The organism is Streptomyces sp. HmicA12 (assembly GCF_000373565.1).
Lineage (GTDB): Bacteria > Actinomycetota > Actinomycetes > Streptomycetales > Streptomycetaceae > Streptomyces.
This window is the reverse complement of the sequence record NZ_KB891831.1, coordinates 376261-401665: the sequence shown is the minus strand read 5'-3', so window position 1 is coordinate 401665 and position 25405 is coordinate 376261. Positions and strand designations below refer to the sequence as shown.

Below are 25405 nucleotides of genomic sequence, written 5' to 3'. Positions count from 1 at the left end.
TGGTCAGAGCCGTGGATACAGAGAGGTGGGCCATCATGGAGTGGACGGGCGCGCGCTACGCGGACACGCCGACGGTCGAGGTGCGGCGCACGATCAGGGCGGCACCGGAGCGGGTGTGGGAGCTGGTCACGGACATCGGCCTGATGCCACGCCTCAGCGACGAACTGCAGGCCGCCGAATGGGTGGGGGACAGGAGCGGGCCCGAGGTCGGCGCCCGGTTCGTCGGGCACAGCCGGCACGAGGCGTTCGGCGAGTGGGAGACCACGTCCTACGTCGTCGAGTGCACACCGCACAAGGTGTTCGCCTGGGCGGTCGCCGATCCCGAACTGCCCAGCGCCGTATGGCGTTTCACGCTCGACGCGCAGGACGAAGGCTCCACCGGGCTGACCCAGTGGGCACAGCTCGGCCCCGGCCGCTCCGGGCTCTCGTACGCCATCGACCGGATGCCCGAGAAGGAACAGAAGATCGTCCACGTGCGGCTGCAGGAGTTCGAGCGCAACATGGGCGCGACGCTCGACGCCCTGAAGGCGCTCGCGGAAGGCACGGTGACCCTCTGATGCGTACGTCGACGACGATCGAGGCGTCCGGCGGGAACTGGCGCGAGACGGTCGACTTCGTGACCGAGGCCGAGAAGCTCGGCCTGGACGTCTGCTGGGTCGCCGAGGCCTGGGGCTCCGAAGCGCCGTCCCCGCTGGGCTACTTGGCGGCCCGCACGGAACGGATGCTGCTCGGCTCCGGCATCATCCAGCTCGCCACCCGCACCCCGGCCGCGATCGCCCGCGCCGCGATCACCCTCTCGAACATCTCGGAGGGCCGCTTCCTGCTGGGCCTCGGCCCGTCGGGGCCGCAGGTGATCGAGGGCCTGCACGGGGTGCCGTTCGCCCGCCCGCTGACGAGGATGCGCGAGACCGTCGAGATCGTGCGGATGGCCGCGTCCGGCGAGAAGATCGCCTACGAGGGGCGGGAGTTCACGCTCCCCCTCCCCGGCGGCGACGCCCGCCCCATGCGCCTCTCCATGGCCGCCGAGCACGAGATCCCCGTCTACCTGGCGACGTTGTCGCCCAAGATGCTGCGCCTGACGGGCGAGGTGGCGGACGGCTGGCTGGGCACGAGCTTCGTCCCCGAGGGCGCGAAGGAGGCCTACTTCGACCACCTCGACGCCGGTCTGGCCGCGGCGGGCCGTACCCGCGCCGACCTCGACATCTGCCAGGGCGCTGAGGTGAACTTCGCCGAGGACGAGGACTCCCTGCGCACGATCGTCGCGAGCCGCAAGAAGGAACTGGCCTTCAGTCTCGGCGGCATGGGCTCCGCCTCCACCAACTTCTACAACCAGGCCTACAGCAGGCAGGGATGGGCCGATGTCGCCGCCGCGGTCCGCGAACGCTGGCAGTCCGGCGACCGCGACGGGGCGGCCGGTCTGGTCACCGACGACATGGTGCTCGCCACGACGCTCATCGGAACCGAGGACATGGTGCGGGACCGGTTGCGGGTGTGGCGGGACGCCGGGGTCGACAACGTACGGATGTATCCGGCCGGCGACTCGCTGGAGGCCCGCTTGTCGACGCTCGGGCGGGCGATTGAGCTGGTGCGGGAGGTGGATCGGGGCTGAGGCCCGGCGGGTTGCGCCAGGGCGCCGTGGCTCCGGTTCGTCGTCGTGCGGCTGCGGCCCGGTGGGGCTTCTCGCGCAGTTCCCCGCGCCCCTGGAGCGAGCTGCGCTCGCCCAGGGGAGGCTGCGCGGGGAACTGGGCGAAGCAGGACCACCGGCCGTCGGACCGCGACGAAGCCTCACCCGGCAGACGCGGATCCTTGAGGCCCTGACCAGCCACACGCCACCCGCACCCGCCGGACGGCAAGGGCGTTCACTCAGGACTGCCCGGCCACCCTCAACACCCGCGGCGCGCCCGGCGAAACGACCGGTTCCGCCCACGCCGCGCCGTCCCCCTCGATCCGCCGCAGCAGAATCCCCTCCCGGATCGCCCACGGCGAGATCGTCAGGCGGCGGATCCCCATCAGCTTCATCGCGGTGTGCCCGACCAGCGCCCCGGCCAGGGACTGCGCGGCGCGCGGCGCCGAGATGCCCGGCAGCTCGGCGCGGCGCGCGACCGGCAGCGCGGCGAGATCCGAAACGGCCGAGCGCAGCGCCGACCGGTGCAACTCCCTTGGCACAAAAGGCCCGTGCCGCCCCGCAGGCGCCCCGCACAGGCGGGCCAGCTGCGTGAACGTGCGCGACGTCGCGGCCATCGTGATCGGCCCCTCCCAGCGGATCCGCGCCGCGACGTCCCGGAGCTGATGGCGCACATACCGGCGCAGGGCACGCAGTTCCTCCTCGCCGGGCAGCTCCGCGTCGTGCAGATGCTCCCGCGTGAGCCGTCGCGCACCGAGCGGCAGCGACACCGCGAAGTCCGGCAACCGGCCGCGCCCGAAGGCGACGTCGAGCGTCCCCCCGCCGATGTCGAGCACCCCGAGGGGACCCGCCCGCCAGCCCATCCACCGCCGGGCCGCGAGGAACGTCAGCTCGGCCTCCACCTCGCCGGGCAGCACCCGCAGCCGTACCCCGGTGCTGTCCGCGACCGCGCCGAGCACCTCGTCACGGTTGGGCGCGTCACGGACGATGGCGGTGGCGAACACGAACGGCTCCTCGCTGCCCCACCGTTCGGCCTCCGCGCAGGCGTCCGTGACCGCGGCGACGATCCGCCGGACGGCGCGCGGGCCGAGTCTTCGGTCCCCGTCCACCTGCTCCGAGAGCCGCAACGGGTGCTTGGCCGTGTGCACCGGCAGCGGCGCCCCGTCGCGCGCGTCCACCACCGCGAGCCGCACCGTGTTCGACCCGACATCCACCACACTGATTCTCATGATCGTTCGAGTACCCCTTCCGCGTACCGGTCAAAGCCGTGCGGCGGGCGCGTCGAGGGCCGCGAGCAGCCAACTCCGCGACCGGGCCGGGTCGATGACCGCGTCGATCTCCAGCGCGGCGGCCGCGTTGACCGCCTTTCCGTGTTCGTACAGTTCGGCGACCCGCGCCTCGAAGGCCCGCTCCCGCTCGGCGGGATCCGCGATGGCCGCCAGCTCGCGCCGGTAGCCGAGCCGCACCGCGCCCTCCAGACCCATCCCGCCGAACTCCCCGCTCGGCCAGGCCGCCGTCGCCACCGGCGCCTGCGTCGAACCGCCCATCATGGCCATCGCCCCGAGCCCGTACGCCTTGCGCAGCACGAGGCACACGAGCGGCACCGTCAGCCGCGCGCCCGCGACGAACAGATCCGCGAACTGCCTTACCGTACCCGTCCGTTCGGCGTCCGGGCCGACCATGAACCCCGGGGTGTCGCACAGCGAGACGACCGGCAGCCCGAACGTCTCGCAGAGCCGCAGGAACCGGGCGGCCTTGTCGGCGGCGTCCCGGTCGATCGCGCCGCCGAGATGCGCCGGATTGTTGGCGACGAGCCCCATCGGCCGGCCCTCGATCCGCACCAGCGCCGTGATGACGCCGACCCCGAACCCGCGGCGCAGTTCGAGCACCGAGTCCGTGTCGGCGAGCCCGTCGATCGCGGCCCGGATGTCGTACGCGCGCCGCCGGTTCTCGGGCACCGCATGCCGCAGCAGCCGCTGATCCGGCGCCTCCCAACTCACCGGCGAACCCTGGAAGTACGCGAGGCACGCGCGGGCGACGCGCACCGCCTCCGCCTCGTCGGCGACCGGCACGTCCACCACCCCGTTCGGCACCTGCACCGACAGCGGGCCGATCTCCTCCGGCCGGTACACGCCGAGGCCGCCGCCCTCGATCATGGCCGGGCCGCCCATCCCGATGTTCGCCTCGGGCGTCGCGATGATCACGTCGCAGCAGCCGAGCAGCGCCGCGTTGCCCGCGAAACAGCGGCCGGACGCGATCCCGACCAGCGGCACCCGGCCGCTCAGCCGCGCCATCCGCTGGAACGTCGGCACGTTCAGGCCCGCTATGACGGCCGTGTCCGTGTCGCCGGGCCGCCCGCCGCCGCCCTCCGCGAACAGCACCACCGGCAGGCCGCGTTCCTCGGCGATGTGCAGCATCCGGTCGGTCTTGCGGTGGTTGTTGTGGCCCTGTGTCCCGGCGAGGACCGTGTAGTCGTACGACATCACGACCGCGGGCGCGCCGCCGACCCGCCCGGTGCCGGTGACCATGCCGTCGGCGGGCGTCGCCCGGATCAGCTCCTCCAGCGGGCGGCGCTGCCGCTGTGCCGCCACGGCCAGCGCCCCGAACTCGGTGAACGTGCCCGGGTCGCACAGCTCCTCGATGTTCTCGCGGGCGGTGCGCCGGCCGGTCGCGTGCCGCTTGGCGACGGCCTCCGGACGGTTCTCGTCGAGGCCGAACGCGTGCCGGTCCAGGGCCGCGGCGAGGTCCGGCCGCACGGCGTCGGGGTCCAGCGCGGCCGCCGCCTCCCGCTGCTCAGGTCCGTCGTCGTCCGCCACGTCCAGGAGAACCAACTCGGTACCCTCCGCGACTGTTTCACCGATGCTCGCCCGCACCTCCCGTACGACACCGGAGCCCTCGGCGCGCACGACGTGCTCCATCTTCATCGCTTCCAGGACCAGCAACACCGTCCCGGACGCCACGTGTTGACCCGGCCGGGCCTCGACGGCGACCACGGTGCCGCTCATCGGCGCCGTGACCGTTCCCGGTTCCGGGGCGGACGCCTCCGTGAGCGGCGCGGGGTTCAGCTCCGCGAGATGCCGCCGCACGAAATCGGTGTCGACGCCGCCCGCCGTGAACCCGGGATGCTCAAGCAGCGCGCCCAGCAGAGGGATTCCCGTCCGCACGCCCTGCACCGCGAACTCGTCGAGGGCGCGCCCGGCCCGCGCGCAGGCCGCCGCGAACCCGCCCCGCGGCGCATGTGCGATCACCTTCGCGAGGAGCGAGTCGTAGCGCGTCCCCACCTCCGTGCCGGTGCGCGCGGCCGTGTCGACCCGCACCCCGGGCCCCGTCGGTACGTCGAAGCGGGTGATCCGTCCCGCCGACGGACGCACCGCCCCGTCCGGCGCCGTCACCTCCGCGTTCACCCGCGCCTGCACCGCGAACCCGCGCACCGGCGGCGGCACGTCGAGCCCCAGATCGGCAAGCGTCTCGCCCGCCGCGATCCGCAGCTGCGCGGCGACGAGGTCGACACCGGTCACCTCCTCGGTCACCGTGTGCTCCACCTGGAGCCGCGGATTGGCCTCGATGAACACGAACTCCTCGCCCCTGACGAGGAATTCGACCGTGCCGAGCCCCTGGTAGCGGGCGGCGCGCGCGAGCCGCAGCGCCGCGTCGAGCAACCGCTCCCGCACGGCCGGCTCCAGTACGGGGGCCGGGGCGATCTCGACGAGCTTCTGATGGCGTCGCTGCGCGCTGCAGTCCCGCTCCCACAGATGCCCGACCGTCCCGGCGCCGTCGGCGACGACCTGCACCTCGATGTGGCGCGCGCCCTCCCACAGTCGCTCCACGTACAACTCGGCGCGACCGAAGCCCTGTTGCGCCTCGGACCGGCACCGCTCCCATGCCGGCTCCAGCTCCTCGTCTGCGCGGACGACGCGCATCCCGCGGCCGCCGCCCCCGCCCACCGCCTTCACCATCACCGGACCGCCGGCGAGGAACGCCCGCGCCTGCTCCAAGGACGTCGCACAGTCCGTGCCCGGCAGCACCGGCACGCCCGCCCCGACGGCCAGCGCCCGGGCCCGCGCCTTGTCCCCGAACAGGTCGAGCGCCTCCGGCGAAGGGCCGACGAACACGATCCCGGCCTCCGCGCACCGCCGCGCCAGACCGGCCGACTCGCTCAGGAACCCGTACCCCGGGTGCAGATACCCGCAGCCCGTCCGACGGGCGGCCGCCACCAGCGCGTCCGCGTCCAGATAACCGCCCGCCGCGAGCGGGACCACCTCGTCCGCTCGCCGGACATGCCCGTCGTCGCCGGGCTCGTGCACCGCGATCGCGCGCAGCCCCAGGTCGGCGGCGGCGCGCAGGACACGTACGGCGATCTCGCCCCGGTTGGCGACGAGTACGGCGGCAGACCCCATAAGACCCTCCGGAGAGTGGCGTGCACGAGTTCCGTCATGCTCATTGACACTGACGTCAACGTCAATAGTCTGGCGCTGTGGCAGCACGCAGACGACAGGCAGCTCAGGAGTGGGCGACCCGCACCGCCCGCGACCGCACGGACGCACCGGCGCGCGGCCGGCTCCTCGACGCGGCCGAGTCGGTCTTCGGACGGCTCGGACACGGACCCGCGACCATCGCCGACATCACGGCGGAGGCCGAGGTCTCACGCGCGAGCTTCTACGTGTACTTCGCGTCGAAGGACGAGGTGTTCCGGGTGCTCGCGGCGCGGGTACGGGACGCGTTCCTCGCCGCGCAGGACGTGCCGGGCGTCGACACCGACGACGTGGCGGCGGTCGCCGGGGCCTCGACGGCCGCCTTCATCGCCGCGTACGCCCGCCACCTTCCGCTACTCGGCCTCCTTGAACAACAGGCGCGCGGCGACGCCGAGGTGCGCGCCCTGTGGGAGGAGATCCGCGAGCGGCCGGTCCGTCGCGCCGCCCGCTACGTCCGCCGCGTCGCCGCCGAGGGGCGCGCGCACCCCGTCGTCGACCCGCTCACCCTCTCGCGTGCCGTCGGCGGCATGAGCGTGGAGTTCGCGCGCATCGTGGCCGCGCACCCGGCCTCGTACGAGTCGGCGGTGCGGGACGTCACCACCATGTATCTGCACCTTCTCGGTCTCGGGGCACCACCGCAGCAGTAGCCGACAACAGGGAGCCGCACCTTGTCCACAGGCATAGCGATCGACGCCTACCTGAGCGACCTCAGGGCCCGCCAGGCGAAGGCACGGCAAGGCCGCCAGCCGTCCGGAACCGCGCACGAGGCAGGGGAGTTGACGGTTCCCGCCCATGTCGCGCGCTGGGCCTCGCTCCACCCCGACCGGCCCGCGCTCGTCACCGCCGACGAGACGCTCTCGTACCGGCAACTCGACGACCGGGCGGCCCGGTTGGCGGGATGGCTCGCCGCGCACGGCGTGGCGCCCGGCGACCGTGTCGGTGTCTTCCTGCCGAACGGCGCACGCTTCGTCGTGGCCTTCCTCGCCGTGCTGCGGCTCGGCGCGGTCCACGTACCCGTCAACCCGATGTTCCGCGCGGCCGAACTGCGCCACGAACTGAACGACGCCGCACCGGAGCTGGTCATCACCGCGGCCGCCCTGCTGCCGGTCCTCGACGAGGTGCGGGACGACACGCCCGTACGCGCCGTGCTCGCCGACGCCGACTGGCCCACCGCCCTCGCCCACCCCCGCCACGAGCCGATCGCGGACGACCTCGACGCGCTCGCCGCCCTCAACTACACCGGCGGCACCACCGGACTCCCCAAGGGCTGCGAACACACCCAGCGCCACATGGTCTACACGGCCACCGCCATCGACAACGGCCGCATGCCCGACGCGGACGCCCGGACGAACGGCATCGTCTCCGTCTGCTACCTGCCGATCTTCTGGATCGCCGGAGAGAACCTCGGCGTGCTCGCCCCGCTCGTCTCCGGCGGCACCAGCGTGCTCCTCGCCCGCTGGGACGCCGGTGAGGTGCTGCGCGCCGTCGCGACCCACGGCGTGACCACCATGGCGGGCACCGTCGAGAACTACCTGGAGATCCTGGAGCATCCCGAGCTCGACCGGTACGACCTGTCCACGCTCACTACCCCGCTCACCGTCTCCTTCATCCGCAAGCTCACCCCCGCGCTGCGCGCCCGCTGGAAGGCGGCCGTCGGCGAGCACAGCGTGCTGCGCGAGGCCTCGTACGGGATGACGGAGACGCACACCAGCGACACCAACACCCTCGGCTTCCAGGACGGCGACCAGGATCTGCTGAGCGATCCCGTCTTCTGCGGGCTGCCCGTCCCCGGCACGGACTTCATGGTCGTCGACTTCGCCACCGGCGCCCCGCTGCCGCTCGGCGAACGCGGCGAGATCGTGGTCCGCGGCCCGTCCGTGCTCACCCGCTACTGGCGCGCGCCCGAGGCCACCGCGGGCGCCCTGCGCGACGGCTGGCTGCACACCGGAGACATCGGCGCCCTCGACGAGGAGGGCGCTCTGCACTACCTCGGCCGCGACAAGGACATGATCAAGGTGAAGGGGATGAGCGTGTTCCCGACCGAGGTCGAGACGCTCCTCGCCCAGCACCCGGACGTCCTCGCCGCGGCCGTCGTCGCCGTGCCGGACCCCGAGCGCGGCGAGCGGCCCTACGCGTTCGTGCGCACCGTCCCCGCGTCGACGCTCACCGGGGAGGCGCTGCGGGAGTGGGCGGCCGCGACGATGGCGACGTACAAGGTGCCCTACGTCGTCGAGGTCGTCGACGACCTTCCGCTCACCCCCACCGGGAAGATCAGGAAGACCGAGCTGACCGTTCGAGCCAGTCGCACGCGGCCCGCGCCGTGAACTCCTCCTGACCGCCCTTGAAGAGCAGGTCGGCCGCGGTGAACGCCGGATCGTCCGCCTGCGCCGCCACGTACGGCAGCGCGATGCAGCGCATGCCCGCCGCGTGCGCGGCCCGCGCGCCGGGCGCCGCGTCCTCCAGGACGACGCAGCGCGCCGGGGTCACGCCGAGCCGGCGGGCCGCCTCCAGGAACACGTCGGGGGCCGGTTTGCCGTGTGCGACCTCGTCCGCCGAGACGTGGCGCGGGAGTTGGGCGATCAGGCCGGTGCCGGTGAGGATCGTCCCGATCGCCTCCGGGGACGACCCGGACGCGACGATCATCGGGACGCCGGCCGCGTGCAGCCGCTCCACGAACAGCCGCATCTGCGGGAAGACGTGGGTGTCGGCGCGGGCGATGTCGAGGTAGCGGACGTTCAGGTCGGCGAGGAGTTCGGCGGCCGACGCCTCGATGCCGTACCTCCGCCTCCAGATCGCGATCGTCTCGAGCGTGGAGATGCCGACGTAGGTCTCGTGGTCGGCCCAGGTGAAGTCGTGCACGCCGTAGCGGGCCAGTGTCCCCAGGGACGCCTTGAAGTAGTTGGGCTCGCTGTCGACGAGCGTGCCGTCGAGGTCGAAGACGACGGCGGTGTCGCCGAAGAGGTGGCTGGGGTCGTTCATGCCTTCCAGCATGCAGGAAGCGACGGACGAGTGATCACTTACGGTCCGCTGCCGCCGCCTTGCCGATGGCCTCCACCAGCGGCAGCACCCGGTGCGGCACGCGCTCGCGCAGCGCCACCTCGGTACGGGTGCGGACCACCCCGGGCAGCCGGTTGAGCTGCTGGATGACGTCCTCCAGGTGCTCGGCGTCGCGGGCCGCCGCGCGGGCGAGGAGATCGCCGCCGCCGGTGATCGAGTGCGCCTCGATGATCTCCGGGACCCCGGCCAGTTCGTCGGCGACGTCGGCCAGGTGGCCCTGCGTGACCTCGATGTGCACGAAGGCGAGGACCGGGTGGCCGAGCGCGGCGGGGGAGAGGGTGGGGGCCGCGCCGGTGATGACGCCGTCCCGCTCCAGCCGGTCGAGGCGGGCCTGCAGGGTGCCGCGGGCCACCCCGAGGATGCGCGCGTACTCGCGGACGCTGGTGCGCGGCTGCTCCAGGAGGAGCCGCAGAATACGGGTGTCGAGCTGGTCCACGGCCATCGGCGGCGGGCTCCTTCAGGGGCCGGAACTGCTGGGCTGATCCTTGCCGACTGTACCAATGGGCCAGTGCGCGGCGCCTGCCGTGGCCGATGAGTCAGCCCGGGGTGGTGGCCGTGGCCGGAAGGCCGACGAACTCCCCGTCGTGGTGGACCAGCGGCCCGGCGTCCGTGACCCGCACGGCCCGCACGACGAGCCCGATGACCAGCGCGTGGTCACCGACCGGGCGGAAGGTGACCGGTGCGAGCACGAACCGGGCGAGCACCCCGTCGAGCGCGGGCAGCCCCAGCGGATCGCGGTGCCAGCGGGTGCCGGGCCCGAACCGGGCGTGGCCCGGGCCGCCGAACACCCGGGCCACCTCCTCCTGCCCCGCCGCGAGAAGCTGCACCATCACCCACGTCGCGTCCCGCACCGCGCCCCACGACGCCGAGCGCAGCCCGACCGTGAACGACATCAGCGGCGGGTCGAGGGAGAGCGAGGCCAGCGACGTCACGCAGAACCCGACGGGCGGCTCCCCGCCGACCGTCACCACGGCGACGCCTTTGGCGTGCCGCCGCAGCACGGAGCGGACGAGGTCGGCGCGGGCCGGCTCCAGCGGCCCGGCCGGGACCGGGCCGCTGTCCTGCCGCACCGCTTCGGCGCCGCTCACGCCGCGCCTTCCCGCAGCGCGGCCCCGGCGCGGGCGTGGATCCGCTCGGCGTGCGGCGAGGCGTCGTCCTTCGGGTACGCGGCCAGATGGGCCCGCCAGTCCGCGAGGGCGCCCGCCTCCTCGCCGAGAGCGAAGCGGCTGACCCCGCGCAGATACAGCAGTTCCGGGTCGGGGGCGCCGGACGCGTCGAGCACCGCCCGGTCCAGGTCCTCGACGGCCCGCCGGTGGTCGCCCAGCGCCTGGAGCGCGACGGCCCGGTTGGTCCGCAACTCGGCGTCGTCGCTGAGCGCGAGCGCCGCGTCCAGGTCGGCGACCGCCCGGCCGTGGTCCCCGGCCTCGAAGGCGAGCACGGCTCGGTTGGCCCAGGCGGCGACACAGCCGGGGTCCGCCCGCAACGCCGCCGAGTAACTTTCGTACGCGGCACCGGTGTCGCCCCGTTCGGCCAGCAACGCGCCCCGTGCGGCGAGAAGTTGGGGCTGACCGGGGGCGAGGGTGAGGCCGTGGTCGATGTCGGCCGCCGCCCGGTCGAGGTCGCCGCGTCCCAGGTGCAGGTCGGCGCGGTGCACCAGGGACTCGATGTGGTCGGGTTCGAGGTCGAGGGCGTGGTCCAGGTCCCGCGACGCGCCCGCCTCGTCGCCGAGCTCGCGCAGCAGGTCCGCCCGGTTGAAGTGTGCCTCGTAGAACGGCGGGGTGAGCCGGATCGCCGCCGCGTAGTCCGCGAGCGCCGCCCGGTGCCTGCCGAGCGCCCGGTGCTGCGCGGCCCGCTCGAAGTAGTAGTCGCCGTAGTCGGGATCACGGCGGATCACCTCGTCGTAGTCGCGCAGCGAGCCTGAGTGGTCGCCGCGGGCGCCGCGCACCTGCGCCCGGTTGTACAACAGCACGCTGCGGTGCAGGAGTTGCTCGTCCGGGCCGAAGTCCGCGTCCGTGATGGCCATCGCCTCGTCGACCAGGGCGAGCGAGCCGTCCACATTGCCGCGGTGCAGCTCCACCAGGGCGCGCGCGTTGCGCATGAACGCCCGCACCAGGATCCGCTTGTGCGGGTCGGGGTGCACGTCGGCGATCGAGATCGCCGTGTTCACCCAGGCCAGAGCGAGATCCTCGTCGTGGTCGTCCTTCGGCAGGAAACGGGTGTACAGCATCGCCATCAGATACGCCGTACCCATGTGGACATCGGGCGAGAGCGAGCCGCGCCGCATCTCCTCGAAGCGGGGGAAGGCGTCGTGCCCGCGCCCCAGGTAGCACAGGCACGCCCCGATCTTGTGCGTGAGGTTCCAGTACGTGCGCGAACCCTCCCCGGGGCCGAGCAGCGCGCGCCCGCGCTCCGCGAGGTCGATCACCGCCTCGTAGAAGCCCTTGTCGAAGCAGGTGTTGACCGCTTCGACGATCGCGGCGACACCCGCGCCGCGCGGGTCCGTGCCGCGTTCGAGGTGGTAGGGGATCGCGCCGAGCCGCAGCGTGGGCTCCTCGCGGGCGGCGAGCAGCGCGGCCCGCGCGGAGTGCCGGCGGGCCCGCTCGTCGGCGGGCAGCGCGTCGTAGGCGTGGCGCAGGCGCGGGTCGTCTCCGGTGCCGTCGGCGTCGACGTACAGCTGCGCCGGATCGCTGTCGGGCAGCAACTCCCCGTCCATGAAGGGAAGCCGGGGTGCCCGGTGGGCGTGCGCGGCCAGGGCCTTGCCGAGCAGGTCGTCGGCGGCCCCCGCGCCGTCGACGACCACGGTGAGCACGGCGGGATCGCAGCGGCGCAGCAGCACGGCCACCAGATCGCGGTCCGTGGGATCGGCGTCGTCGAGGCCGCGGAAGGCGACGGCCACGCCCTTCGGGTGGGCCGACCGGGCCCAGTCCATCAGGAGTTCGGCCACACCGTGCGCGATGCGCAGGGCGCGCGTCGCCGGATAGAAGCGGGTCCGCTCCTTGGCGGCGGCGAGGTTGGTGAGGGTCTGCGGCGGCGTCGGCACCATCGCCATCAGCTCCGGCGCGATCGACTCCACCTCCAGGGCGCGGGCCGCTGCCACCAGCTCACTGTCCCGCTCGACGAGTTGGGGCACCGCTTGATGCAGCAGGCAGTGCGCGGCGGTGAACGGTCCGCGCAACCGGCGGTGGGAGCGCACCGTCAGCGCGGCGGTCGGCGGGGGCTGCCCGTCGGTGAGGTGCGTGGTGGCGTCCAGCCACCAGTGCCGGGTGGACACGGCAGAGGTCGTCATGACAGGTCTCCTTGAGGTACGGGTGTGGACGGGTGGGCGGGGGCGCCCGGCGCGCGGCGCGCACGCCGGTCCCGCAGCGTCACGTGGACGAGCAGCCCGATCTGCAGCCCGGACAGGGCGATGAAGACGGCCGCGTCGAACAGATCCCAGAGCGGGGTGTCGCCACCGCCGAGCCGGTCGGCGATCGTCGACCAGAAGTGCACCGCGGTGGGCAGCCCGGCCCACGCGAGCGAGGCCAGCGAGAACCCGTACCCGGCGATCAGCAGCGGCGCGTACCAGCGGGCCACCGCCCGGTCCCGCTCCGAGAACGCGGACCCTTCCACGTCCGGCGCGGGCCGCCGCAGCGCGCGCCGCACCCCGCCGCGGATCCGGAACCGCGTGGCGTTCTGCAGATCCGTGCAACGGGCCGCTGTCGTCACCACGTAATAGAGGTCCGTCTCCAAATAGAAAAGGAATTGCCAGATGATTCGGAGGAGACACGTGAAGGCGACAGCGAGACAGAGTTTGTGCACCCACGAAGGAAAGCCGAAATCTTCGATAGCGAGCGACAGCAGTGTGAGCCCGCACAGCAGAACGACATCGGCCAGCATGCCGGCGCAGAACGGAAGATAGCGTTTCCGGCGCTCCACGCTGAGCAGGGAATCGAGCCGGGTCTCCGCGACCAGGTAGTAGAGCCTGCGTCCGATCCCGAGCGTCGACGGAAGGCCGAGCCGGCGCCCGGCCAGCGCGTGGGCGCCCTCGTGGATCACGATGCACGGGATGGCGAGGGCGAAGACGGTCAGCGGGATCAGCGACAGATAGTGGGTGAAGAACACCTGGTGGTACGAGGGCCGCAGCCCCGGATCGCGCACCATCACGGTCACCGCGACCGCCACGACGACGCCGTACGCGCACCAGGCGGGCCAGGAGAACACCAGTTGTCCGAGCCGCTGCCAGCGCACCCGGCCGGCCTCGGGGACCGGCTCACCGGTGTGCAGAAAGCCCAGGTCGGCAAGGGTCTCCAGGAAGTCGTCCATGTCGAGCGGCGCCCCGTAGGCCCGCTCGTACCAGGCGGCGACCTCGTCGACGCGCGCCCCGTCGCCGAACATGCGCAGCGCCTGTGCCCCCTCCTCGGGGAACACCGCGTACGAGCCGGTGTCGGGCCGGCCGATCATTACTCCGTCGTCCTCGGCGACCATCGTGAGCCGGTGCAGACGAACGGTTGCGCTCATCCGGCGCACCTCCCTGAAAGGGACTCTCTGAAGGGAACTCCGAAAGGGAGATCGGAGCCGGCCCCGGAGGCGGCACGGCTCCGATCCGCGGGCAGGACTTACGCGGCGTCGCCGCAGAGGTAGTAGCAGGCGGTGGTCAGACGGATCGGACCGGCCTTGCGGACGGAAATCTTCTTCATGGTGTTCCTCCTCTCGCACCGATTGGAGTTCTGCGAATTTCCGGAATCGCTGGTGACGCAGCCAGCATTGAGGCCCCGGATCGGGCTTGTCAACGAGGAACGAACACATCCGGAAAAGAATTCGCGCAACCGATTTGACGCTTTTTTCGGGCAGGGGAAAGCGCAACTCCGAGCGTGGAAAAAGGAATGAGGCACCCACCCGAGAAGAGTGAAGTGATCAACGGCCGGACACGTCACGGCCGTACCGCCCGCCTCAGCGGAGCGCTCTGCGCACCATCCGTACCTCCCGCACGGCCCCCGTCGTCGTCCGCCCGTCCTCAGGACCGCGGACTCTCAGCAGCATACGGATGGCCGCACCCGCGCGTTCAGCACCCCCCGCTGTCCGCCTTCTTCTACCTTGTCCGGATGAGCCAGCACTCCACGGACCAGTCAGCAGTGACCCCCTCGTTCGTCACGACCACCCGAGAGGCCGTCGACTGGTGGCGGGATGCGGTCATCTACCAGGTGTATCCGCGCAGTTTCGCCGACAGCAACGCCGACGGGACCGGAGACCTGGAGGGCGTCAGGCGGCGGCTGCCGTACCTCAAGGAGCTGGGTGTGGACGCGGTCTGGCTGTCGCCGTTCTACGCGTCGCCGCAGGCCGACGGCGGGTACGACGTCGCGGACTACCGGGCCGTCGATCCGATGTACGGCACGCTGCTCGACGCGGACGCGGTGATCCGTGACGCGCACGCGCTCGGTCTGCGGATCATCGTGGACCTGGTGCCCAACCACTCGTCGGAGCGGCACGAGTGGTTCAGGCGGGCGGTGGCGGAAGGCCCCGGGTCGCCGTTGCGCGAGCGCTACCACTTCCGTCCCGGCAAGGGCGCGGCCGGTGAACTGCCGCCCAACGACTGGGAGTCCATCTTCGGCGGCCCGGCCTGGACGCGTCTGCCCGACGGGGACTGGTACCTGCACCTGTTCGCGCCCGAGCAGCCGGACCTGAACTGGGAGCACCCGGCGGTCGCGGACGAGTTCCGCTCGATCCTGCGGTTCTGGCTCGACATGGGCGTGGACGGTTTCCGTATCGACGTCGCGCACGGTCTGGTGAAGGCGGCCGGGCTGCCGGACCTCGGGGGTGGCGGTCAGGCCCGGCTCCTCGCCGGTGACGCCATGCCGTTCTTCGATCAGGACGGCGTGCACGCGATCTACCGCTCCTGGCGCACGGTCCTGGACGAGTACGACGGTGAGCGCATCTTCGTGGCGGAGGCGTGGACGCCGACCGTCGAGCGCACCGCCAACTACGTCCGCCCCGACGAGCTGCACCAGGCCTTCAACTTCGAGTATCTGTCGGCCTCTTGGCTGGCGGACGACCTGCGCGCCGTGATCGACCGCTCGCTGGACGCGATGCGTCCCGTCGGCGCCCCCACCACCTGGGTGCTGTCCAACCACGATGTGACCCGGCATGCGACGCGGTACGCGAATCCGCCCGGTCTGGGTACGCAGATCAGGACGGCCGGCGATCGGGAGCTGGGGTTGCGGCGGGCCCGCGCGGCGACGCTGTTGATGCTGGCGCTGCCCGGATCGGCGTACATCTACCAGGGCGAGGAACTGGGTCTGCCGGACGTGACGGACCTGCCGGACGAGGTGCGCCAGGATCCGTCGTTCTTCCGCGCGCAGGGCCAGGACGGGTTCCGTGACGGCTGCCGGGTGCCGATCCCGTGGACCCGGACCGGAGCCTCGTACGGCTTCGGGGGCCGCGGCAGTTGGCTTCCGCAGCCTTCCACCTGGGGCGAGTTGAGCGTCGAGGCGCAGACCGGGGCCCCGGACTCGACGCTGGAGCTGTACCGCGCGGCGCTCGCCGTGCGCCGCGAGCGGCCCGGGCTCGGCGCGGGCGACAGTGTCACATGGCGGGACGACGTGCCCGCCGGAGTGCTGCACTTCGAGCGGCCCGGTTTCGCCTGCACGGTCAACACCACCGCCACGCCCGTCCGCATCGCCGCGCCCGGCACCGTGCTGCTCGCCTCCGGACCGGTCGCCCCGGCGGACGGACACCTGGACCTGCCCGCCGACACCACGGTGTGGTGGGCGGCGGAGTAGGCCCCAACGGGCAGGCGTGACAGGCCGGTTGGCGACGGCCTGCCACGCCCCCACGCGCTACGTCACCTGAGCAGCCCGAGCGGGAACGCCGCGGCCATCGCGGCCATTCCCGCGTCGTTCGGGTGCAGGCCGTCGCCACTGTTGTACGCGGGCAGCAGCCGCCCGGGGTGGTCCGGGTCGCGGGTGGCCGCGTCGAAGTCCACGACACCGTCGTAGGCGCCGCTCGTCCGGATCCACCGGTTCACGGCCTGCCGCACCGCCTCTCGCCGTGGCGTGTGGAAGCCGAGCGTGTCGCCCTCGAAGGGCAGGATCGTCGCGCCGAACGCACGCAGCCCCCGGTCGTGCGCACGACGGATCAACTGCCGGTATCCGGCGATGAGTTGGTCGGCCGTGACCTCCTCGTCGGCCGGGGCCGTGGTGCCCGGATGGCCCAGGTCGTTGACGCCGAGCAGGACCACCACCGCGGCCGCCCCCGGCTGGCTCAGCACATCGCGGTCGAACCGCTTCAGGCCCGCCTCGCCGAAGTACGCGGCATAGGACTCGGCGGGGGAACCCTCGGGCGGGTGGGGGTCGCGCAGCAGACGGTTGCCGCCGATGCCCGCGTTCAGCACTCCGGTCGCGGCCAACTCGTTTTCCGTGCGCAGGCGTTCGGCGAGCCGGTCGGGCCATCGGTGGTTGGCGTCGACCTGCGTACTGGACCCGTCCGTGATCGAGTCGCCGAACGTGACGAGCGCCGAACTCGCCTTCCCCCGGCGCCGGTCGACGGCGACGCCGGACAGGAAACGCCAGCTCGTGGTCGTGGCGGTCGGGGTGAGGTCGGGCTTGCCCGCGACATTGCCCGCCGCGACGTAGTTGTGCTGGAAGGCGGAGGAGTGGACCGTGGCGGCGGGTGTGCGGCGCGGCAGATAGAGGCTGATGACGAGATCGCCGGCCGCGGCTGTGGGCAGAGCGACCGGGTCGCTCCAGCGCTGTGTGCCCGCGGCGAGCGTCGCCCCGGCTCTGCCGCCGAAGCGCAGCAGCCGGTCGGAGGCCGAATCGACGGCCGTGGCCGGACCGCCCGCGGCCCGCCGCGCGACATGCGCCTCGCCGATCGTCAGCGGCGTGCTGCCGAACTCGTTCGTGAACCGGACGCGCAGGGTGCGCCCGGCGACGCTGGTGCGCACGATCTGCCGCAGCGTCTGGTCCTCGTACGTCGTCGTGTCCGTGGCGGGCACGCCGGTGGGCGCAGCCGCCCAGGTGCCGGTCCATCCGCGCGGGGCGTCCCGCGCGGACGCCGGCAGCGCGAGCGTGGCGGCGAGCAGCCCGGCGAGGGGCAGGACCATGACCCTGGCGAGGGTGCGTCTGTGGCGCATGGGCGTCGTTCCTTCCGTGGCAGGGGCGGGACGGCGCGAGGAACGTACGGGTGGGCAGGCGGCGCGTCAATGGGGCGGATGGTGCCGGCCGCGATGATGGGGTTGACCCTGACACCGTGTGAGCCCGTGGAGTGGGAGACGTCATGTTCACCATCGGAGACTTCGCCCGCCACGGCCGCGTGTCGGTCCGCATGCTGCGTCACTACGACGCGCTCGGACTGCTGCGTCCGGCCCATGTCGACACCGCCACCGGCTACCGCCACTACACCGCCGCCCAGCTCGCCCGGCTCAACCGTGTCATCGCGCTCAAGGACCTCGGCTTCACCCTCCAGCAGGTCGGGGAGATCCTCGACGAGAAGCTGGACGCCGAGGAACTGCGCGGCATGCTGCGGCTGCGCCGCGCCGAACTGGAGGCGGAGATGGCGGCGGCCGCGGCACGGCTGACGCAGGTCGAGGCGCGGCTCCGGTCCATCGAGAGCGAGGGACTCATGTCCACCGAAGATGTCGTCGTCAAGCGCCTCCCCGGAGTGCGCGTCGCCGAGCTGACCGCCGTCGCGCCGGACTTCGAGCCGCCCGGCATCAGCGCGGTGATCCAGCCGCTGTACGAGGAACTGTTCCGTCGCCTCGAAGCGGCCGGCATCGAGCCGACCGGACCCGGTGTCGCCCGCTACGAGGACGCGCCGGGGGGCGGCATCCTCGTCCACGCGGGCATCGAGGTGTCCGCCGCGCCGCGCGACGACGACGGCCTGCGCGTCCTCGACCTGCCGCCCGTGGATCGCGCGGCGACGGTGGTGCACCGTGGCCCGATGGAAGCGGTCCTGCCCTCGGTGCAGCTGCTCGCCCGGTGGATCGACGAGCACGGGCACCGCTCCGCCGGCTACCCGCGGGAGATCAACCTGGAATGCCCGGCGGACCGGGAGGAGTGGGTGACCGAGCTCCAGGAGCCGATCGCCTAGCCCCGCACCTCCCGAAATAATCAACAGCCCAGACTGTGCAGTTTTAGTTGCACAGTCTGGGCTGTCGAATTACGGTGGAGGCATGACCGAGAACCAAGAACCCGTGTCCGAGGCCGCCGCGCAGGCGGCCGCCGAGGTGTGGGTGGTCGTCGGCCGGCTCCGCCGCAAGCTGCAGTCCCTGCTCGGCGACATGGACGGGGGGAGCGACCTCTCCCCGGCGCAGGCCTCCGTCCTCGTCCGCCTCGACAAGGCCGGCCCCGCCTCCGCGAGCGACCTCGCCGCGATGGAGGGCGTGCGGCCCCAGTCCATGGCCAAGACCGTGATCTCCCTGGAGGAGGCCGGGCTCGTCGAGCGGCACCCCGACCCCGACGACGGGCGCCGCCAGCTCGTCACCCTCACCGAGAGCGGCCTGGAGCGACGCCAGGACGACCGCGAGGCCCGCCGCGTCTGGCTCGCCCGCGCCCTGGACGAGCACGGCACCGAGGAACAGGTCCGCGCCGTGATCACCGCCATGGCCCTGCTCGACGAGGTGGCGCAGGCGTGAGCACACTCGCCGGGCGGATACGCCGGGCCCGGACGGGTGACCCCGCGGGCTTCGACCACCGCCTCGTCGCGCCGATGATCCTGGGCTCGATCCTGAACCCGATCAACTCCTCGATGCTCGCGGTGGCGCTGGTCCCCATCGGCCACGCCTTCGGCGTCCCGCCGTCCCAGACGGCCTGGCTCGTCTCGGGCCTCTACCTCGCCACGGCCGTCGGCCAGCCGGTCATCGGCCGCCTCGTCGACTCCTACGGGCCGCGCAAGCTCTACCTCATGGGCACCGCCCTCGTCGGTGTAGCCGGACTGCTCGGCGTCCTCGCGCCGAGCCTGTGGGTCCTCGTCCTGTCCCGGGTCCTGCTCGGCTTCGGCACCTCCGCCGCGTACCCGGCGTCGATGACCCTGCTGCGCACCGAGTCCGAGCGCACCGGCATGAAGAGCCCCAGCGGCATCCTCGCCACGCTGACCGCCTCCTCCCAGGTCATCGCCGTGATCGGACCCACCCTCGGCGGCGTCCTGATCGGCGTCGGCAGCTGGCACCTGATCTTCGCCATCAACGTGCCGCTGTCCGTGCTCTGTCTCTTCCTCGGCGCGCGCCGACTGCCCAAGGGGGCACCGAAGGGAGCGCCCCGGGGCACGGACGTGCCCGGCATGCTGCTGTTCGCCGCATCCCTCACCGCCTTCATGCTGTTCCTGATGGAACCGGGCCTCGCGCACTGGTACCTGCCCGCGCTCGGCCTCGCCGCGGGCGCCTGGTTCGTCCGCCGGGAACACGGCGTCACCGAACCGTTCGTCGACCTGCACGTGCTGCGCGGCAACACCCCGCTCCTGGCCACCTACGGCCGCCAACTCCTCGCCTACACCACGTCCTACGCGTTCCTGTACGGCTACGGACAATGGCTCCAGGAAGGACGCGGCCTCAGCGCCTCGCAGGCCGGACTGCTCCTGCTCCCGATGTCCGCCGTCGGCATCCTCGTCACCGCGCTCACCGGCCGCCGCCGCGAGGTCCGCGCCAAGCTCGCCGTCGGCGCGGTCGCCCAACTCGCGGGCTGCGTCGCCCTGTTGCCACTCGGCGACGACAGCCCCGTCTGGCTCCTGGTCGTGATCGGCGCGCTCTTCGGCATCCCGCAGGGCCTCATCGGGCTCGCCAACCAGAACGCCCTGTACGCGCAGGCCGATCCGGCCCGGATGGGCTCCTCGTCGGGGCTGCTGCGCACCTTCACCTACCTCGGCGCCCTGCTCGCCTCCGCCGCGAACGCCGCCTTCTTCCACGACGGCGCCACCAGCGCCGGGCTGCACAGCATGGCCTGGATGCTGATCGGCGTGGCCTCGCTGTGCCTGGTGGCGAGCGTCGCCGACCGTTCGCTGGCCCGCGTCGGCCGCGACGCCTGAGAGACCTCCCTCCGTTCCCACACCCCTTTTCCAGAGAGCGAGTTCAGCATGTCCCTCACGACCCTCGATCCCCGCACCGCACTCGTCGTGGTCGACCTCCAGAACGGCGTCGTCGGCCTCCCGGGCGCCCCGTTCCCCACCACCGAGGTCGTCGAGCGCAACGTCCGGCTCACCGACGCCTTCCGTGCCGCCGGGCTCCCCGTCGTCCTGGTCCGGGTCTCCTTCGCCGGGGACGGCGCCGACGTGGTCCCCGGCCGCACCGAGCGGGGGCCGCGCAACGCGACCCCGCCGGCCGGCTGGGACCAGATCGTCGACGCGCTCGCCGGGCACCCCGAGGACATCGTCGTCACCAAGCGGAACTGGTCGGCCTTCTACGGCACCGACCTCGATCTGCACCTGCGCCGCCGCGGCATCACCCAGGTCGTCGTGACCGGCGTCGCGACCAGCATCGGCGTGGACTCCACCGCCCGCGCCGCCCACGAGCACGGCTACCACGTCACCCTCGCCACGGACGCCATGACCGACCTCGATGCGGAGGCGCACCGCAACAGCGTCGAGCGGATCTTCCCGCGCCTCGGCGAGACCGGCACGACGGACGACGTTCTGAAGCTCCTCGCGGCGCTCTAATCGTTGGGTGATCACACACGCAAGACCTGTGCAGTATGGCGTTTTTCACCAAGTGATCACCGGCCGGAATCTGTTGACCTGCTGAAATCCCCACCCGTAACGTCCACTCCGCAGCAACGGAAGATTCATTTCGTATAGCGGAACGGGAGGGGTCCCCAGTGGCCACTGCTCAGCAAAGGACCCCATCCCCGGCGCAGGACCCCGTGACGGTGGCAGGCGTGGACATCAGCCCGCGCCTGTACCACCACGATCTGGCGCCCACCAAGACGCAGGGCCGCAGTTGGGGCGCGTACAACGTCTTCACCCTCTGGGGCAACGACGTGCACAGCCTCGGCAACTACGCGTTCGCCATCGGGCTCTTCGCCCTCGGCATGAGCGTGTGGGACATCCTCATCGCGTTCGCGATCGCCTCCGCGCTGCTGTTCGCGCTGCTCACCCTCTCCGGACGGATGGGACACCGCACGGGTGTCCCGTTCCCGGTGATGAGCCGCATCGCCTTCGGCGTGCGCGGCTCCCAACTGGCCGCCGTGGTCAGGGGAGGCGTCGCGATCGCCTGGTTCGGCATCCAGACCTATCTGGCCTCCCAGGTGCTGCGCACCCTCCTCAAGGCGCTGTGGCCGGGCGTCGCCTCGTACGACACGAACTCCTTCCTCGGCCTCTCCACGCTCGGCTGGATCACCTTCCTCGCCCTGTGGCTGGTGCAGGTCCTCATCGTCAGCTTCGGGATGCAGGTCATCCGCCGCTACATGGCCGTCGCCGCGCCCACCGTCCTCGTCACGATGCTGGCGCTCGCCGTGTGGATGTTCGTGCGGGCCGACGGGTCGATCGCGCTCAGCGGCGACACCCACTTCACCGGCGGCGCCCAGTGGCTGCACATCTTCGAGGCCGCCGCGCTGTGGGTCGTCGTCTACGGCACGTTCGTCCTCAACTTCTGCGACTTCACCCGCTCCGCGACCTCCAACCGGGCCATCGTGCGCGGCAACCTCATCGGCATCCCCGTGAACATGCTGTTCTTCGCGGCCATCGCCGCCGTGCTCAGCGGTGCCCAGTTCCGCCTCGACGGCGAGGTCATCACCAGTCCCACCGACATCGTGCGGACCATCCCCAGCACGACACTGCTCGCACTCGCCTGTCTGGCGCTGCTGATGCTGACGGTCGCGGTGAACCTCCTGGCCAACTTCGTGGCTCCGGTGTACATGCTGGTCAACCTCTTCCCGCAGCGGCTCGACTTCCGCAGCGCGGGCGTCGTGAGCGCCGTCATCGGCCTGGTGATCCTGCCGTGGAACCTCTACGACAGCCCGGTCGCCGTCACCTACTTCCTCGGCGGGCTCGGCGCGCTCCTCGGCCCCGTCTTCGGCATCGTCATGGCCGACTACTGGCTGCTGCGCAAGGCCCAGATCAACGTCCCGCACCTGTACACCGAGGACCCCACCGGCACGTACCACTACCGGCGCGGCGTCAACCCGAGGGCCGTCGGCGCCTTCGTGCCCGCCGCCGGGTGCGCCGTGGTCGTCGCGCTCGTGCCCGCCTTCTCCGGCATCTCGGGCTTCTCCTGGTTCATCGGCGCGCTCCTCGCCGCCGCGCTGTACTGGGTCGTGAGCGACCGCACGCAGACCTTCGAACACGTCGACGGCGAGGCCATCGCCGTCGCCGCCGAGTGACACCCCCGCTGTTCAGGAGAACACCCATGCGCATCCTCGTCGCCAACGTCAACACCACCGAGTCGATGACGAAGAGCATCGCCTCGCAGGCCGAGGCCGTCGCCGCTCCCGGCACCGAAATAGTGGGGCTCACCCCGGACTTCGGCCCCGAGTCGTGCGAGGGCAACTACGAGAGCTACCTCGCCGCCATCGCCGTCATGGAGAAGGTGCGCGCCTACCAGGAGCCCTACGACGCCGTCATCCAGGCCGGCTACGGCGAGCACGGCCGCGAGGGCCTCCAGGAACTCCTCGACGTGCCCGTCGTCGACATCACCGAAGCGGCCGCCAGCACCGCCCAGTTCCTCGGCCACAAGTACTCCGTCGTCACCACCCTCGACCGGGCCGTGCCGCTCATCGAGGACCGGCTCAAGCTGGCGGGACTCACCGACCGGCTCGCCTCGGTGCGCGCCAGCGGACTGCCCGTCCTCGCCCTGGAGGAGGACCCGGACGCCGCCGTCGCCGCGATCGTCGAACAGGCCGTCGCCGCCGTCGAGTCGGACCACGCCGAGGTCATCTGCCTCGGCTGCGGCGGCATGGCGGGCCTGACCGAACAGGTCGTCGCCCGCACCGGCGTCCCCGTCGTCGACGGCGTGGCCGCCGCCGTCACCATCGCCGAGTCGCTCGTGCGGATGGGCCTGACCACGTCGAAGGTCCGCACCTACGCGCCGCCGCGCCCCAAGAGGATCCGCAACTGGCCGCCCCGCCAGGCGGGTTGACGAGGGACCGGCCCCCGGGACGCGGGCGCCGGTGTACGAAGTCCCTTTCGCCGCGCCGCAGGGATCGGTCACGATGACCTTCATGACCATGATCCCGACGGGCGCCGACAAGGTCGCCGCCGCCCTCGACGCCCGTACCCGCGACGGCTTCGTCCTGGTCGCCCTGGAAGGGATGGGAGGCTCGGGCAAGTCGACCCTGGCCGAGGCGCTCGCCGGACTGTGCGCGGCGACCGTCGTGCACGGCGACGACTTCTACCGGCCCATGGACCCCGGCGAGCGCGCCGCCCTCACCCCGGAGGAGGGCGTCGACCGCTACTTCGACTGGCAGCGGCTGCGGGACGAGGTCCTCGCCCCGCTCACCGCGGGCCGCGACGCCGTGTACCGCCGCTACGACTGGGGCAGCGGCGGCCTCGCCCCGGACGAGACGCACCCCGTCGCCCGCACCGGCGTCGTCGTGGTCGAGGGCGTGTACACGGCCCGCCCCGAACTCGCCGGGTTCTACGACCTGGTGGTCTACGTCGACACCCCGCCCGAGGAGTCCATGCGACGGCTGCGCGAGCGCGGCCACGACCACGGTCCGCTCGACTGGGAGGCCCGCTGGCGCGTCGCGGAGGAGCACTACGTGGCCACGACCCGACCGCGGGAGCGCGCGGACCTCGTCGTGCCGGGGCACTGAGGTCCCGGGCGCGACGTACGGGACCATCGGCCGTTCGAGAAAGCCCTGCGGTCAGCAGACGCTGTCCGTCGGCTTCGGGTTGCCCAGGCCGAACAGGGGGCGCAGGCGCAGCCCCGCCCAGGTGCCGACGAGCGCGACCGCGCCCCAGATCCAGCCGTGCAGGGAGCCGGAGGCGATCCCGGCGAGGTAGGCGCCGATGTTGCAGCCGCCCGCGAGGCGCGCGCCGATCCCCATCAGGATGCCACCGAGCACCGCGGCGAGGGCCGTGCGGGCCGGGACGCCGCGGTGCAGCTGCCACACGCCGCCCGCCGCCGCCGCGACGGCCGCGCCGACCATGATGCCGATGTCGGTGAGACTGTTCTTGTCGGCGAGCACCGGACCAGCCAACTGGGCCGCGCTGCCCGGCTGTTGCCAGAAAGCCCAGGTCTCGGGGGAGCCGCCGAGTACGCCGACCAGCTTCGAGCCCCACAGGGCGAACGCGCTCGTGATGCCCCAGGCGCCGCCCGACACGAGCAGCACCCCGGCGCCGAGCACCGCGAGCACGAGGGCGCCCACGGCCAGCGGCCAGGAACCCCGGACGGTGCGGGCGAGCGCGCCCCGGGCCGACGGCGGGGCGCCGACCGGCGGCGGTGTGCGGCGGGCCTGGACGGCACGCGCCACCCACCAGATCGCGGCCAGCGCCAGGATCGTCACCGCCCAGGACCCGAACCAGCCGACATGGTCGGACAGGAGGTACGGGTCGAGGGAGGGAAGATCGTTCCAGAGCCCGAACTGCCAGGCGGCCAGGGTCGATCCGGTGATGAATCCGAAGAGGGTCAGCACGATCGTGGACTGCCCGGAACCTACGGCGAACAGGGTGCCGGACGCGCAGGCGCCACCGAGCTGCATGCCGACGGCGAAGAGGAACGCGCCGATCAGCAGCCCCACACCGATCGGCCCGGCGCTGGGCGCGGGCACCGCGCCGAACAGTCCGCTGCCGGTGCCGATGATCAGCGCGAAGAGCGTCGCGGTCGTACCGAGCAGCAGGGTGTGGGCGCGCAGTCCGGTGCCGTTGCCGACGGCCACCAACTGCCGCCAGGCGGAGGTGAACCCGAACCGCGAGTGGAACAGTGCGAACCCGAGGCCGATGCCGAGCAGCAGCAGGACGCCGGGCTTGGCGCCGTGCTCCGCGAAGACGTACGTGGCGAGCGCCGCGCCGATGACACCGGCGACGGCGAGCGGCCACCGGCGGACCGGCGGCGCGGGCTCGGCCACCGGAGCGGGAGCGGACGTGGGGGCGGGCGGGAGCAGGGCGGCACGAGGTGACGCCCCGGCGGGGGGAGCGGTGGTCACGGCAGGACTCCGGAGAGATCAGGCGGGGAGATCGGACGGGCGCGGGGGAGTGGTCAGCGGCGACAGAGCGCGTCGTCGACGCTCCACGGCGTGGCCGCGAAGAGCGCGAGAGCCAGCTGACGGGCGGGTCCGAACATGTGCGCCACTCTAAGGACCGGAGCCCCATCGCAGAATCCTGTCTCACATCGCGGTCGCGGGGGTGGGTCGCG

21 protein-coding genes are annotated in these 25405 nt (G+C 72.5%); 12 read left to right on the top strand and 9 right to left on the bottom strand.

Features of this window, described 5'->3' with window-relative positions; all coding sequences use genetic code 11:
* Positions 1–35 precede the first annotated feature (35 nt).
* Entirely contained in the window at positions 36–557 is a 522-nt protein-coding gene (locus tag B072_RS0131990) for an SRPBCC family protein (protein WP_018534049.1), read from the top strand.
* Positions 557–1609: an LLM class flavin-dependent oxidoreductase gene (locus B072_RS0131985; protein ID WP_018534048.1), complete on the top strand. Its 1053-nt coding sequence runs from the start codon at positions 557–559 to the stop codon at positions 1607–1609. Before B072_RS0131990 ends, B072_RS0131985 begins: the two co-directional genes overlap by 1 nt.
* A gap of 254 nt (positions 1610–1863) precedes the next feature.
* On the opposite strand, the gene B072_RS44590 is transcribed toward B072_RS0131985, so the two are convergent.
* Positions 1864–2853: a hypothetical protein gene (locus B072_RS44590; protein ID WP_043245063.1), complete on the bottom strand. Its 990-nt coding sequence runs from the start codon at positions 2851–2853 to the stop codon at positions 1864–1866.
* Positions 2854–2883: 30 nt separating this feature from the next.
* The gene (locus B072_RS0131975) at positions 2884–6021 is read right to left on the bottom strand and encodes an acetyl-CoA carboxylase family protein (protein WP_018534046.1); all 3138 of its coding nucleotides are present in this window, start codon (positions 6019–6021) and stop codon (positions 2884–2886) included.
* A 77-nt stretch (positions 6022–6098) separates the two neighbouring features.
* Here B072_RS0131975 and B072_RS0131970 point away from each other — a divergent pair, with 77 nt between their 5' ends.
* Positions 6099–6743, top strand: a complete 645-nt coding sequence (locus tag B072_RS0131970) for a TetR/AcrR family transcriptional regulator (protein WP_018534045.1) — start codon at positions 6099–6101, stop codon at positions 6741–6743.
* A 21-nt stretch (positions 6744–6764) separates the two neighbouring features.
* On the top strand, positions 6765–8420 hold the full coding sequence (locus tag B072_RS0131965) for an AMP-binding protein (RefSeq protein ID WP_018534044.1): 1656 nt from the start codon (positions 6765–6767) through the stop codon (positions 8418–8420).
* On the opposite strand, the gene B072_RS0131960 is transcribed toward B072_RS0131965, so the two are convergent.
* The 5 genes from B072_RS0131960 to B072_RS44575 all read right to left on the bottom strand — a co-directional run bounded on the left by B072_RS0131960 (position 8368) and on the right by B072_RS44575 (position 13650).
* Complete coding sequence (locus B072_RS0131960) at positions 8368–9075, bottom strand: HAD family hydrolase (protein ID WP_018534043.1); 708 nt, start codon at positions 9073–9075, stop codon at positions 8368–8370. The two genes, B072_RS0131965 and B072_RS0131960, sit on opposite strands and share 53 nt — an antisense overlap.
* Before the next feature lie 34 nt (positions 9076–9109).
* A complete protein-coding gene (locus B072_RS0131955; RefSeq protein ID WP_018534042.1) occupies positions 9110–9595 on the bottom strand; it encodes an Lrp/AsnC family transcriptional regulator in 486 nt (161 codons plus the stop codon).
* A 94-nt stretch (positions 9596–9689) separates the two neighbouring features.
* Complete coding sequence (locus B072_RS44585; protein WP_018534041.1) at positions 9690–10241, bottom strand: flavin reductase family protein; 552 nt, start codon at positions 10239–10241, stop codon at positions 9690–9692.
* A complete protein-coding gene (locus B072_RS45800; RefSeq protein ID WP_018534040.1) occupies positions 10238–12439 on the bottom strand; it encodes a tetratricopeptide repeat protein in 2202 nt (733 codons plus the stop codon). The genes B072_RS44585 and B072_RS45800 overlap by 4 nt, the downstream gene beginning before the upstream one ends.
* Positions 12436–13650 carry a hypothetical protein gene (locus B072_RS44575; protein WP_063746478.1) on the bottom strand — a complete coding sequence of 405 codons (1215 nt, stop codon included), beginning with the start codon at positions 13648–13650 and terminating at the stop codon, positions 12436–12438. The genes B072_RS45800 and B072_RS44575 overlap by 4 nt, the downstream gene beginning before the upstream one ends.
* 584 nt (positions 13651–14234) lie before the next feature.
* On the opposite strand from B072_RS44575, the gene B072_RS0131930 reads away from it, so the two are divergent.
* Complete coding sequence (locus tag B072_RS0131930; RefSeq protein ID WP_026246516.1) at positions 14235–15908, top strand: glycoside hydrolase family 13 protein; 1674 nt, start codon at positions 14235–14237, stop codon at positions 15906–15908.
* A gap of 62 nt (positions 15909–15970) precedes the next feature.
* Here the strand turns inward: B072_RS0131930 and B072_RS0131925 are convergent, their stop codons facing one another.
* Positions 15971–17260 carry an SGNH/GDSL hydrolase family protein gene (locus tag B072_RS0131925; protein WP_018534037.1) on the bottom strand — a complete coding sequence of 430 codons (1290 nt, stop codon included), beginning with the start codon at positions 17258–17260 and terminating at the stop codon, positions 15971–15973.
* Between the two features lie 143 nt (positions 17261–17403).
* Between B072_RS0131925 and B072_RS0131920 the strand changes: the two genes are divergently transcribed.
* From B072_RS0131920 to B072_RS0131890, 7 genes are all read left to right on the top strand, one after another.
* On the top strand, positions 17404–18216 hold the full coding sequence (locus tag B072_RS0131920) for a MerR family transcriptional regulator (protein WP_018534036.1): 813 nt from the start codon (positions 17404–17406) through the stop codon (positions 18214–18216).
* Between the two features lie 82 nt (positions 18217–18298).
* Entirely contained in the window at positions 18299–18760 is a 462-nt protein-coding gene (locus B072_RS0131915; protein WP_018534035.1) for a MarR family winged helix-turn-helix transcriptional regulator, read from the top strand.
* 74 nt (positions 18761–18834) lie between these two features.
* Complete coding sequence (locus tag B072_RS0131910) at positions 18835–20145, top strand: MFS transporter (RefSeq protein WP_078506660.1); 1311 nt, start codon at positions 18835–18837, stop codon at positions 20143–20145.
* 48 nt (positions 20146–20193) lie between these two features.
* Complete coding sequence (locus tag B072_RS0131905) at positions 20194–20772, top strand: isochorismatase family protein (RefSeq protein WP_018534033.1); 579 nt, start codon at positions 20194–20196, stop codon at positions 20770–20772.
* A 218-nt stretch (positions 20773–20990) separates the two neighbouring features.
* Positions 20991–22433 (top strand): NCS1 family nucleobase:cation symporter-1, encoded by a 1443-nt coding sequence (locus tag B072_RS0131900; protein ID WP_018534032.1) that lies wholly within the window; start codon positions 20991–20993, stop codon positions 22431–22433.
* A gap of 26 nt (positions 22434–22459) precedes the next feature.
* Positions 22460–23188 carry an aspartate/glutamate racemase family protein gene (locus tag B072_RS0131895; RefSeq protein ID WP_018534031.1) on the top strand — a complete coding sequence of 243 codons (729 nt, stop codon included), beginning with the start codon at positions 22460–22462 and terminating at the stop codon, positions 23186–23188.
* A 73-nt stretch (positions 23189–23261) separates the two neighbouring features.
* A complete protein-coding gene (locus B072_RS0131890) occupies positions 23262–23864 on the top strand; it encodes a uridine kinase family protein (protein WP_026246513.1) in 603 nt (200 codons plus the stop codon).
* A gap of 51 nt (positions 23865–23915) precedes the next feature.
* On the opposite strand, the gene B072_RS0131885 is transcribed toward B072_RS0131890, so the two are convergent.
* Positions 23916–25196 (bottom strand): YeeE/YedE family protein, encoded by a 1281-nt coding sequence (locus tag B072_RS0131885; RefSeq protein ID WP_026246512.1) that lies wholly within the window; start codon positions 25194–25196, stop codon positions 23916–23918.
* Positions 25197–25405: the final 209 nt, after the last annotated feature.

Coding starts and splice junctions, on each gene's coding strand:
- B072_RS0131975 (WP_018534046.1), bottom strand. CDS start 6,021: ATGGGGTCTGCCGCCGTACTCGTCGCCAACCGGGGCGAGATCGCCGTA.
- B072_RS0131920 (WP_018534036.1), top strand. CDS start 17,404: ATGTTCACCATCGGAGACTTCGCCCGCCACGGCCGCGTGTCGGTCCGC.
- B072_RS0131915 (WP_018534035.1), top strand. CDS start 18,299: ATGACCGAGAACCAAGAACCCGTGTCCGAGGCCGCCGCGCAGGCGGCC.
- B072_RS0131905 (WP_018534033.1), top strand. CDS start 20,194: ATGTCCCTCACGACCCTCGATCCCCGCACCGCACTCGTCGTGGTCGAC.
- B072_RS0131985 (WP_018534048.1), top strand. CDS start 557: ATGCGTACGTCGACGACGATCGAGGCGTCCGGCGGGAACTGGCGCGAG.
- B072_RS44575 (WP_063746478.1), bottom strand. CDS start 13,650: ATGAGCGCAACCGTTCGTCTGCACCGGCTCACGATGGTCGCCGAGGAC.
- B072_RS0131910 (WP_078506660.1), top strand. CDS start 18,835: ATGATCCTGGGCTCGATCCTGAACCCGATCAACTCCTCGATGCTCGCG.
- B072_RS0131925 (WP_018534037.1), bottom strand. CDS start 17,260: ATGCGCCACAGACGCACCCTCGCCAGGGTCATGGTCCTGCCCCTCGCC.
- B072_RS0131990 (WP_018534049.1), top strand. CDS start 36: ATGGAGTGGACGGGCGCGCGCTACGCGGACACGCCGACGGTCGAGGTG.
- B072_RS0131895 (WP_018534031.1), top strand. CDS start 22,460: ATGCGCATCCTCGTCGCCAACGTCAACACCACCGAGTCGATGACGAAG.
- B072_RS0131930 (WP_026246516.1), top strand. CDS start 14,235: ATGAGCCAGCACTCCACGGACCAGTCAGCAGTGACCCCCTCGTTCGTC.
- B072_RS0131890 (WP_026246513.1), top strand. CDS start 23,262: ATGACCTTCATGACCATGATCCCGACGGGCGCCGACAAGGTCGCCGCC.
- B072_RS44590 (WP_043245063.1), bottom strand. CDS start 2,853: ATGAGAATCAGTGTGGTGGATGTCGGGTCGAACACGGTGCGGCTCGCG.
- B072_RS0131955 (WP_018534042.1), bottom strand. CDS start 9,595: ATGGCCGTGGACCAGCTCGACACCCGTATTCTGCGGCTCCTCCTGGAG.
- B072_RS0131960 (WP_018534043.1), bottom strand. CDS start 9,075: ATGAACGACCCCAGCCACCTCTTCGGCGACACCGCCGTCGTCTTCGAC.
- B072_RS45800 (WP_018534040.1), bottom strand. CDS start 12,439: ATGACGACCTCTGCCGTGTCCACCCGGCACTGGTGGCTGGACGCCACC.